The sequence below is a fragment of the Streptomyces sp. ISL-94 genome (genome assembly GCF_018614075.1).
Classification (GTDB): Bacteria; Actinomycetota; Actinomycetes; order Streptomycetales; family Streptomycetaceae; genus Streptomyces.
Map to the genome: position 1 here is coordinate 39372 of NZ_JAGGOZ010000107.1, position 11767 is coordinate 51138.

The 11767-nt window shown below is 72.9% G+C and carries 5 protein-coding genes; all 5 read right to left on the bottom strand.

The genetic code is table 11. From position 1 onward, the window contains the following. Window positions 1-40 precede the first annotated feature (40 nt). Window positions 41-3649, bottom strand: a complete 3609-nt coding sequence (locus J7E94_RS28415) for a LamG domain-containing protein (RefSeq protein WP_215019661.1) — start codon at window positions 3647-3649, stop codon at window positions 41-43. Next, window positions 3646-5226: a VCBS repeat-containing protein gene (locus J7E94_RS28420; protein ID WP_308345492.1), complete on the bottom strand. Its 1581-nt coding sequence runs from the start codon at window positions 5224-5226 to the stop codon at window positions 3646-3648. Before J7E94_RS28420 ends, J7E94_RS28415 begins: the two co-directional genes overlap by 4 nt. Window positions 5227-5591: 365 nt before the next feature. Beyond that, complete coding sequence (locus J7E94_RS28425) at window positions 5592-9593, bottom strand: Rne/Rng family ribonuclease (RefSeq protein ID WP_215019662.1); 4002 nt, start codon at window positions 9591-9593, stop codon at window positions 5592-5594. Between the two features lie 235 nt (window positions 9594-9828). After that, complete coding sequence (locus J7E94_RS28430) at window positions 9829-10608, bottom strand: TIGR03936 family radical SAM-associated protein (RefSeq protein WP_215019663.1); 780 nt, start codon at window positions 10606-10608, stop codon at window positions 9829-9831. Between the two features lie 111 nt (window positions 10609-10719). Continuing rightward, window positions 10720-11544: a hypothetical protein gene (locus J7E94_RS28435; RefSeq protein ID WP_215019664.1), complete on the bottom strand. Its 825-nt coding sequence runs from the start codon at window positions 11542-11544 to the stop codon at window positions 10720-10722. Window positions 11545-11767: the final 223 nt, after the last annotated feature.

Genomic DNA, 11767 nt, shown 5'->3' on the forward strand with positions numbered 1-11767 from the left:
GCCCCGGGAGGGGCGGGCACACCTGTCAGGAAGGGGAGACCTAGCGGTCGGTCAGCTCACCGGTCGAGGCGAGCTGGATGACGGCCGTCGGGTCGATGGCTCCGTCGTACGCGCGGACCTCGTCGATGGCTCCGGCGAAGTACTCCGCGTTGCCGCGCAGCGAACGGCCCACCTGGAGACCACCGGTGGCGGCCCACAGGGTGTTGTCCACACCCTTGGCGGAGGCGGCCAGCTGACCGTTGACGTACAGCCTGATCTGGCCGGCGAAGGAGTCGTAGACCACGGCCAGGTGCTGTCCCACCGGGTTGGTGTCCGGCAGGGCCTGGTCGTCGGAGAAGACCTTCACCGCGGCGCCTGCCGTGTCCGAGGCGGCCACGGCCAGCTCCCAGCGCTTGGTGGCGCCCTGGTAGCGGACCTGGACCCGGTTGGTGGTGTTGCCCGGCAGCGAGAAGACCGTCTGCGAGGTGGGGGCGTCGATCGAGGTGAGCTGGACCCGCGCCGCGAGGGTGAAGCTCGCGGTTCCGGTGACCGGGGCGGCCGCCGTCGTGGCGTAGTCCCCGTTCCCGTCCAGGGCCAGGTGACCGGCGCCCACCATGGGCGCGGTGGGGGCCTCGAGCGGGTCGTCCATGTTCGGTGTGTACAGGGCCGCGTTGCCCGCCAGGGTCAGGCCCTGGCCGCCGGCGATGTCCGGGGTGACACCGGACTGCGCCGAGTTGAGCTGCCAGTACCCCTTGCGCGCGGGCTTGACCGTGGTGATCTCGTTGATCTGGCCCGGCAGCAGCGGCCGGCTGAAGACGCGGACCTCGGCGAGGTCGCCGACGAAGGCGTCCTCGTAGCCCGCCTTGTCGATGTGCCGGCCGATCTGCAGCGCGCCGTACGACTTCCAGGTGGAACGGCGGACCATCTCGCCCTTGAGGTCCTTGTTGACGTACAGCTGGATCTTGCCGGCGGCGCCGTCGTAGAGACCGGTCAGCAGCACCCACTGGTCCTTGACGGGGGTGACCCCGGTGGACAGGGCCTTCCACTCGCCGAGGGTTTCCACATCACCGACCGGGACGGAGAACTTCCAGGTCTTGGCCATGGCGTCGTAGCCGAGGACGAATCCCGGCTCACCGGTGCCGTCCTGGCTGATCACCGTCATGTCACGGCTCAGGTCGCTGGGCCGGACCCAGGCGCTGACGCTGAAGCCCTTGAGGGTGTCCAGCACCGTGCTGCCCGCGTCCACCCAGCTGTCGCCGGTACCGTCGAAGTGGGCTGCCGAGTCGATGGAACCTCCCGGTCCGGGGACACCGAAGGTGACACCGGGGCCGAAGCCCGCCGGGTACTTGCCCTGCTCCTCGTCAGCGGCGTTGCCGCCCGGCGCATCGGCGAGGTTCCACTGCGCGGCGGCGGCGGCGCCGTTGGCCACGTAGAAGCTGTGGCGGGCGGTGGCGCTCGGATGCGCCGCCTTGTCGATCGCGACGACATCGACCCAGTGCGGGCCGGGGCGGGTGGGCGCCCACGTCACCGAGGCGGGACCGCCCGCGGCGGCGTTGGCCACGTCCTGGTTCGGCGCACCGTCGAAGGAGTAGCGGTACTTGACGACATCCGTGTCGGGCACGGAGTCGTTCGGGTTCGGCGAGAAGGTGAAGGTGCCGGGCGCGCCGACACCGTCGTGGTACTCGTTGGTGGCCGGGTACGCGGTGGAGAACACCTCCGGTTTGCCCGGGAAGGACTTGTCGTACATGAACTCGCACGTGCCGCTCCACGGGCCCCAGCCGTCGCCGTCATGGGTGGCGACGCTCCAGGAGATGGGCGTGTTCTCGGGGATCGTGGACCTCACGATGCGCTCGAACGGGGTCGAGGTCGTCGGCGCCTTGTATTCCGTGTCCTCCTCGTACGATTGGGCGGCGCCGGCCGCGTCCTTCCACGCGACGCGGAAGCGGACCTTGACCTGCTCACCGGAGTCGACGTCGTTGGCGACGGCGCGCAGGGTCGGCGGCACGTCGGTGTAGGGCCGGCCGGTCCCCGTGACGCAGGCGCCACCGGGATTGGACGACATGGCGCTCGCGCTGATCTGGCCGGGCAGCGTGTTGTAGCTGATGGTCATGTACGCGTTGCCGCACACGCGCTTCCAGCCGCCGAAGCTGCTCTCGTCCTGCGCGCGCAGGTTGAGGAGCATCGAGTCCCAGCCATCGTTCGCCGCAGTGCGCACGCTGTTGGTCAGGCCACCGGTGGCACCCGACTTGAAGTGCATGTTGGCCTGCGACTCGCAGCTCGTGGGCTGGATCTTCTGGTTCAGCGTCTCCAGCGTGGTCAGCGTGGTGTTCTGGGTGTTGGACCAGTTGCTGAGGCTGTCGATGTGGGCGGTGCTGCCCCCGATCCGCTGGAGCTGGATGGGTTCGGCACGGGCATCGGCCCAGTACACGTGCTGGACGCGGGCGCTGAAGGTCGCGTCGAGGATCTGCTTGCCCTTGTAGAAGGACAGCGGGATCTGGAAGGCGACACGGCGCACACCGACGCCGGCGCAGGAGGCCGCGCTGTAGTCCGTCGGGCACTTGCCGACGCCCGCGCTGCCGGAGTACTGCCACTCGCCGACCGAGGGCTTGCCCGACATGACGCCAAGCCAGCCGGAGCGGTCTGCGGTCTTCTGGATCGGGTCGATGACCACGGGAAAGACCGTGGCACCGTCGCGCAGCAGCTTCTGGTCGGGGACCAGCGTCAGCTTGTCGGCGGAGACTTCGAGTCCGAGCGGCGCTGCCTTGCCGCCGCCGCCCGGGCCCTGAAGCTCGGGGGCGAGCGCCGCGGCGGCGTCCTGCCCGGTGGGGGCGTCGGCGCGGGCCGCGGACAGCGACTGTGCGACGGCCTTGGGGCCCTTGGCGCGGGCGGCGGCCTCCTGGGATGAGGCCGAGTCCCACATGCTGGGGGCGCCGGACTGGAAGACGGTGCCACCGACCGTACTGTCCACGGCGGTGACCGCGCCGTTCGCGTCCTTCTTGTACGTAAGGCCCTTGGACTTGAGGCCCAGGTCCAGGCGCGCCAGGCGCGGATCGGCGGCTGCCTGCGGGGTCTTGACGACCAGCAGGTGACCGAAGCCGTTCGCCTCGGCGCGCACCTTGAGGTCGACGCCCGGCAGGGCGTCGGGGTAGGTGGCGGTGTCACCGTCCAGGACGGGCGCGGGGAGCTTGCCGTACGGCCAGGTCAGCGACATCTCGCGGGTGGCGCGGCGCATCGTGACGAACGGCTTGCCCGCCTCGCCGCCCGAGAAGGTCAGGGCGACCGTGGTCGCCTTGGGGCTGACGCTGCCGTCGGCCCGCTTGACGAGGTTCTTGTCGATGTCGACCCACTTGCCGTTCTGCACGGCGTGGACCGGCTCGGTGTACTCGCGGGCCGTGTACGTGCCGTCCGGCGCGGCGAAGATCTCGCGCTGCTCGGTGCGCATGCCGAGGACTTCGACCTGCTTGCCGCTCTTGCGGGCCGCGGCCTGGGCCTCCGCCTCCGTCTGGACGGGGGTGCCTACGGCGATGGGCTCCGGGGAGCGGGACGCGTCGGCTCCGCTCCACAGCTCCAGGCCGAGAGTGGTGGCGACGAGGGCTCCGGCGGTGACGGCCGCGAGCGAGGCGCGGCGCAGTACGGTACGGCGGAGTCCGTTGGGCTGGGTCGTCATCATCGGACCACCGTTCCGAAGGTGTTGCGCTCGGCCGGCAGTCCGCCCTCGCCGGGCTTGAACGTCTCGGTGGGGGCGCCGCCCGTGCCGCTGATCGTCCACGGGAAGAGGTAGACGGCGCGGCCCTCGGTGGGGCCGTAGGGCATGCCGACGTAGAGCCCGGCGGTGCCGCCGCCGATGCTCATGCCCGCGTATTGGCGCGGGGCTGCCGGGGTCGGGATCTCGGAGCCCGGTTCCAGGATCTTGTCGGAGGCTCCGGGCGGGCCGATCATCGGGAACATGTGCACGACGCCCCGGTCGACGATGCCGTTGGCGGCGTCCTCACCGGGTACGCCCACCGCGAGGCGGACGTTGGTCGCCGTGCTTGTGCTGGTGGGAGCGGTGTTGAAGGCGGCGACGCGCTGGCCGAAGTGGTCGCCCGGCTCGGCCGTGCCACCGACGTCGGTCACGTTCTGGTCGATCCAGGTGAGTTCGGTGGAGGCACCGGCCGCGTCGAGCTTGAACACCTGGACGGCGCCCGCGTCGACGGTCGTGGACAGGTCCTCGCCCGGGATGCCGACGGCGAGGAGCGACTCGGTGGTGGCGGTGGCCCCGGCGGCACGGTAGGGCACCGCCGCGAGCGACGTGCCGAAGCCGTCGCCGTCCTCGCAGGCGCCGAGCACGCTCGGGGTGTCCTGGGTGATCACGCTCAGCGGCTTGGGAGAGCCCGAGGTGAGGACGTGGCTGAAGATCGTCACCGCGCCCGCCTCGGGGATGGCGGCCTGCGCCTCGCCCGGGGAGCTGACCGCGAGGTGGGTCGGGGTTGCCGCGATGGCCGCACCGAAGCGGTCGTACGGTTCCTTCACGTCGGGCACGGCGCCGGCGGTGGCCGTCTCCTGGGTGACGAACGCGGCCGTCACCGTGGTCGAGCCGGAGATGTAAAGGAAGGCGCCCGCGTCGACCGTCGTGTCGAGGGCCTCGCCCGGGATGCCGACGGCGAGGAATGGAACGCCGGCCTGGGACTTGCCCGCGGCGAGGGAGTAGCCCGTCCAGTCGTCCGCCTCGGCGCCGATACCGGACAGCAGCCCCGACCCCTGGACGTACTCCACGGTCGCCTTGCCAGCGGCCAGTCCTGCGGGCGAGCCGTAGACGACGACGGCCCGGCCGGCGTCGACCTGGGCTCCGACGTCCTCGTAAGGCGAGCCGATGGCCAGGTCGGAGCAGCCGTCGAGGTCGGCGTCGTAGACCGCCATCGCGTGGCCGAAGAGGTCGCCCGACTCGGAGGGTCCGGCCTTCGCGGCCTCCTGGGTCAGTTCGAGATTGCCCTTGCCGCCGCCGTACACGATGTGCACGACCCCGGCCTTCGAGATGCCTGCGGCCGTGGCTTCCGGGTCGGCGATGGCCGTGTCGCGTATGCCGTCGCCGTTGAAGTCCGCCTCGGCTCCGCTGCATCCGGCGGCTATCGCGACCGCGGCCACGGCCGGGTTGGCCACCGGCCCCGTCGTGAGGGCCAGTGCGACTGCCGCGGCCGCGAGGCCCAGCGTCCCTCTGGCGGCATGCCGCCTGGAAGCGCCGGGCGGCGCGGGGGTTTTTCTGATCACCTGTGTGGTCCGTCTCCGTCGAATACGCGGGGACGCTGCACCGCGGCTGGAATTCGATGGAGCAAAAAACGGAGTTAAGTGATGAAAAGGGCATCAAAGCGCGTGGTCAAGCGCGCTCGGCCGTTTCCCCCCGGTTGTCGCAGATCCCCACCCGTGACAAGCCGCATTGAAGCGTTGGGCACACCATCGCCCGCCGTACGCACCTCCGACAACTGACGATGTCCGACATCGGAGGATCTTATTTATTAACAGATCGGTAACATCCGAACCAAGATCCGCCAAGAGTCCAGACAAAAGCCCCGCCCGACGCCGGAAGTCCGGTGCCGGGCGGGGCCGGGGGTGGAGCGGGGACCGCGAGGCCGAAATCAGCCCTCGGTCGGAGCCGAGACGGAGGGCGGCGTCTGCTGCTCCGCCGCCGCGGTCTTCTTCGTCGCCCGCTTCGCCACGGTCTTCTTGGCCGTCGTCTTCTTGGCGACGGTCTTCTTCGCGGCCGCCGCCTTCTTGGCCGGGGCCTTCTTCGCCGTGGTGGTCGCCTTCTTGGCGGCCGTCTTGCGGACCGCCTTCTTGGCGGGAGCGGGCTCCTCGGCCTCGGCCGGGGCCGGCGCCTCGGGCTCGGCAGCCGGGGTCTCCACGACCACGATGGCGGCCTCGGCCGCGCCTGCCGGGGAACCGGCCGGGGCGGTGGCCTTACGGGTGGCACGCCGGCGGGGGCGGGCCGGCGCGGCCTCGGCCACGGGGGCCTCGGCTACGGGCTCGGGCTCGGCCTCGGCGACGACCGGCTCGGGCTCGGGCTCGGGCTCCACGACCGGCTCCGGCACGGCGACCGGCTCCGGCTCCGGGGCCACCTCGGCCGCGGGGGCCGGGGCGCCCGCCGGGGCGGTGGCCTTACGAGTCGCGCGGCGACGGGTACGGCCCTTCGGCGCGGCCTCCTCGACCGGGGCGGCCTCGACCGTCTCGGCGGCCTCCACGGCCTCGGCGACGACCTCGGCGGCCGGCTCCAGGACCGTGTCGACCGGCTCGGTGACCGGCTCGGCGACGACCTCGGCCACGGGGGCCGGTGCCGCTGCCGGCGCCGGAGCGGCCGTACCGCGCGGGGCCCCCGCCGGAGCGGTCGCCTTGCGGGTGGCGCGGCGGCGGTTGCGACGGCCGCTCAGACCCGCGGCGGCCTCCGCCTCGGCCGGGCTGCTGTACAGCTCCTCGTCCGCGACGAACTCGGGCTCGGGCAGCGCCCGCGGCGCGGCGGCCTCGGCGGCCACCTCGGCCTCGGACTCGAAGGCCTCCGCCTCGACCGTCTCGATCTCGTGCTCGTGCTGGTCGAACTCGGCCTTGCCGGCGCGGCGCTTGGCGCGCTTGCCGTTGCCGCCGATCGCGGTCGGGGTCTCCATGTGCACGATGACACCGCGGCCGTTGCAGTGGACGCAGGTCTCGGAGAAGGACTCCAGCAGACCCTGGCCCACCCGCTTGCGGGTCATCTGGACCAGGCCCAGCGAGGTGACCTCGGCCACCTGGTGCTTGGTGCGGTCGCGGCCCAGGCACTCCAGCATGCGCCGCAGGACCAGGTCGCGGTTGGACTCCAGGACCATGTCGATGAAGTCGATGACGACGATGCCGCCCAGGTCGCGCAGCCGCAGCTGGCGCACGATCTCCTCGGCCGCCTCCAGGTTGTTCCTGGTGACGGTCTCCTCGAGGTTGCCGCCCTGACCGGTGAACTTGCCGGTGTTGACGTCGATGACGATCATCGCCTCGGTCTTGTCGATCACAAGCGAGCCGCCCGAGGGCAGCCACACCTTGCGGTCGAGCGCCTTGGCGAGCTGCTCGTCGATCCGGTACGTCGCGAAGACGTCGACCTCGGAGGTCCAGCGGGACAGCCGGTCGGCCAGGTCCGGGGCCACGTGGTTCACGTAGCCGTGGATGGTCTCCCAGGCGCTGTCACCGCTGACGATGACCTTCGAGAAGTCCTCGTTGAAGATGTCGCGGACGACGCGGACGGTCATGTCCGGCTCGCCGTACAGCAGGCTCGGCGAAGAGGTCGAGATCTGCTTCGACTTCTTCTGGATGTCCTCCCACTGGCCTTGGAGACGCTCGACGTCGCGGCGCAGCTCGTCCTCGCTCGCACCTTCGGCGGCGGTGCGCACGATGACGCCCGCGTCCTCGGGGACGATCTTCTTGAGGATGGTCTTCAGGCGCGCGCGCTCGGTGTCGGGCAGCTTGCGGCTGATGCCGGTCATCGAGCCCTCGGGCACGTAGACCAGGTAGCGGCCGGGCAGCGAGACCTGGCTGGTCAGGCGGGCGCCCTTGTGGCCGATCGGGTCCTTGGTGACCTGCACCAGGACCGACTGGCCGGACTTGAGGGCGGACTCGATGCGGCGCGGCCCGTTGGCCATGCCGAGCGCCTCGAAGTTGACCTCACCGGCGTACAGGACCGCGTTGCGTCCCTTGCCGATGTCGATGAAGGCGGCCTCCATCGACGGCAGCACGTTCTGGACCTTGCCCAGGTAGACGTTGCCGACGTAGGAGGTGGCTTCTTCCTTGTTGACGTAGTGCTCGACGAGCACGTTGTCCTCGAGGACGCCGATCTGGGTGCGCTCGCCGCTCTGGCGGACGACCATGACGCGCTCGACGGCCTCACGGCGGGCCAGGAACTCGGCCTCGGTGATGATCGGCACGCGGCGGCGGCCCTGCTCGCGGCCCTCGCGGCGGCGCTGCTTCTTCGCCTCCAGGCGGGTCGAGCCCTTGATGGACTGGACCTCGTCGGAGGAGGTGGACTCGGCGCGCTCGCGGGCCGGGCGCGGCTCCCGGACCTTGACGACGGTGCGTACGCCCTCCTCCTCGCCCACGGCCTCGGCCGTGACGTCGGTGGGCTCACCGCTACGACGGCGGCGACGGCGGCGGCGACGGCTGGAGCTGGAACCGAGGGCCTCTTCGGACTCCTCTTCTTCCTCCTCGTCGGCCTCCTGCTCGGCAGCGGCCTCCTCCTCGGCGGACTCATCGAGGTCGGCGGCCTCGCCACGGCGGCGGCGACGGCCACCGCGACGGCGGCGGCGCGAGGGGCGCTCGCCCGACTCGTCGCCCTCTTCGTACTCCTCCTCGAGCTCGGCGGCCTCGGCCTCCGGCTCCTCCTCGGCGAGCACCTCGGGCAGGGACATCGGCCCGGACTCGGCGACCGGGGCGGCCTCGGCGGCGCCGCGGCCACGGCGACGGCGGCGGCCGGCCGGCTGCGGGGCCAGGGTCTGGACGGCCTCTGCCTCGATCTCGGCCTCTTCCTCCTCCTCGGCCTCTTCGTCCGGGGCGGCGGCGCGCGCGGCCATGGCGGCCATCGCGGCGGTCTCGGGGGTCTGGAACATCGGCTCGGCGAAGACCGGGGCCTGGAAGACGGCCACGGCGGGACGCGCGGCGCGGCGGGCACGGCCCGGGGCGGCGGGCGCCTCGGCCTCGGCCTCGGCGGCGGGCTGCGCGGGGGCGGCCGGAGCGGCCGGGGCGGAGGACCGGGTGGCGCGGCGGCGGCCGCCGCGCTTCGGGGAGTCCAGCGCGTCGGCGACGGTGAAGGTCCGGGCGGCGGCCTTGGGGGCCTCTTCCACCTCGGCGGGGGCCTCGGCGGCCTCCTCGGCGGGCGCGGCCGGTGCAGCGGGGGCGGCGACGGCGCGCGTGGCACGGCGACGGGCACGCGGGGCCGGGGCGGCGGGCTCCTCGGCGACGGCGGCCGGAGCCTCCGCCACGGGAGCCGGGGCGGGCTCGGCGGCCGGAGCGGCGGGGGCCTCGGCAGCGGGGGCGGCGACGGCGCGGGTCGCGCGGCGACGGGCACGCGGCGCCGGGGCGGCGGACTCCTCGGCGGCGGCAGCGGCAGCGGCAGCGGCCGGAGCAGCGGCCGGCGCCTCGACGACGGCCTCCGCGGCCGGAGCCTCGGGAGCGGCCACGGCACGGGTCGCACGGCGCCGGGTACGGGGGGCGGGAGCGGCCAGGGCCTCCTCCTCGACCACCGGGGCGGCCTCGGCGGCCGGAGCCTCCGGGGCGGCGACGGCGCGGGTCGCACGGCGCCGGGCACGCGGCGCCGGAGCAGCGGGCTCCTCGGCGGCGGCAGCGGCAGCGGCCGGCGCAGCGGCCGGCGCCTCGACGACGGCCTCCGCGGCCGGAGCCTCGGGAGCGGCCACGGCACGGGTCGCACGGCGGCGGGTACGGGCGGGGGCGGCGGCCGGGGCGGCCTCCTCCACGGGGGCGGCCGGAGCGGCCTCGCTCACCGGTGTCGCCTCGGCGGCGGTGGCGCCGGGCGGCCCGGCGGGCCGGGAGGCGGCGCGGCGACGCCTGCGCGGAGGCAGGTTGTCGCTCGGGCTGGTGTTGTCGGCGGTGGTATCGATTTCGTTGTTCGGCATTGCGGGCGGTTCTCCCGTCACGCCCCCGGGCGCCGCGGCTGACTTCCGGTCCGGCACGGCTTCGCGTAATGAGCGCGGAGCCGGCCTCCGGGGCGCGTTCGCCACACGGGAGCTGTAGTCCATGGCCGCCGGTTCCGTACGTATGGTCCGTACGGCCTGGCGGAAGTCTTCAGGTCTGTGCGCTGCCCGACCCAGGTGGCTCCCGAGTGCCAGGGCGGCGCGACGACGACGATCCCTACGCGGCGGGACCTTCCGGCGCCTTCGCGTCGGCGGCTACGGCGGCCGTGGGTGGGGCGGCCGTGACAGCCTCGCGGTCGGGCGCGAGCGGGTCGGTCACCGTGCCGGACTCCTCGTCGAAGAGCCCCTGCGCCAGCCTGGTCACCGCTGAGGGGACCGGCGGCGCCAGGTCGGCCACAGCTCGGAGACCGGACAGGACGTCGTCGGGTCGCACGGCAGGTGTCAGATGCCGAACAACCAGGCGCAGTATCGCACAGGCATGGTCCAGAGGCCTATCAGCCGGGGCCGGAACGGCCTCCAGACTGACGACGGCGGCCCGGGTGTCGAAGGTCCGCATGCCGTTCTTGGTGCGGCGCTGGACCTCCACGCTCTCGGCGTCGAGGAAGGCCGCCACGGCCCGCTCGGCCTCGGCGGGCTGCACGCCGTCCAGGCGCAGCTCCCACACGGAGGCGGTCAGCCGGTCGGCGAGGCCCGAGGTGCGGGCCTCGACGGCGTCGATGATGTCGAGCCCGGTCGGCATCGACTCGTCGAGCAGCTCGCGCAGCTTGTCGGGGTCGCGGGCCTCGGCGAGGCCGATCTCCAGGTACTCGGCCTCGCTGCCGGTCCCGGTCGGGGCGGCGTTGGCGTACGAGACGCGCGGGTGGGGGGTGAAGCCCGCCGAGTACGCCATCGGCACCTCGGCGCGGCGCAGGGCCCGCTCGAAGGCGCGCTGGAAGTCACGGTGGCTGGTGAACCGGAGGCGGCCGCGCTTGGTGTAGCGCAGTCGGATGCGCTGCACCACCGGTGCGGGAGGCGGGCCTTCGGGCTGTCGCTTGCCCAGTGGTTCTTCTCCTTGTGCGGGGCTCCGCGGCTCGCGCGTCGCCCTGAGGTCTTCTCGACCCGCTCCGGCTCACCCCTGCCGTTGGTGCAGGGAGATCTCGTCAGCGGGTGCCGCGTCGGCGGCTGTCGTACTACCCAGAGTACGCGCCCGTGACCTCGCCGGTTCCCGGGGAGGAGTACCGAACAGCGCCCTGGCCACCTCGGCCCGGATCTCCCGGGCGGTGTCGCGGACCGTCCGCCACACCGCGCGCAGGAGGTGCCCGGCCGGCGTCAGCACGTACCGGTACACCTGCGCGAGGGGCCACCCGACGACCACCCAGCCGGCCCACTTGAACGCCCGCCACAGCGCACCGGTGATCACCCCGGCCACGTGCCAGGCCCAGGCGAGGGCCCGCCCGAGGGGGGTCAGCACGTACCGGTAGAGCGGCAGCAGCAGGTGGCGGTGGACCGTCATGGCCGCCCAGGCGATCGCCTGCCCGACCGGCACCACCACATGGCGCCAGGTCAGCGTCGCGAGCCAGGCGATGGCCCGGCCCAGCGGGCGGAGCACGTACGCGGAGAGCACGCGCCCGACCGGGGCGAACACGTACGCGTACGCCCACGAGCCCACCGGCAGGAGGACGTACCGCCACAGCCCGACCCACGGCCACACGAAGACGAGCTTGAGCAGGGTAGAAACGACCCACCCGAGCCCGCGCAGCACGGGCGCGAGGACATACGTCCACACCGGGGCGAGCAGGTGGCGGTGCACGAGGCGCCCGAGCGCGGCGAGCAGGTCCCAGACCACCCGTACGGGCAGCACGACCAGCACCGCGATGATCTTCACGGGTATCCGCACGATCCCGACCAGGCAGCCGTCACCACGGTGCGCGAGCTGCGGCTCTTCGTTCTCCATGCCCTGAAGGACACCCGGACGGCCCCGACTGTTGCGGGACGCCAGTGACGATTCGGTCACGCCGCGGGCGACGGCCCGTTCGATACCAGCGGTCGCTTCAGTCCGTCAAGCCACGTGATTCCGGGTCGTGACGCGGTGCGCCTGCCGGGGGGTACTGGAGAGACCCTTTCCACCCGTCTCACCAAAGGAGAATCTCAATGACCGTGTCAAGCCGCCTGCGTGA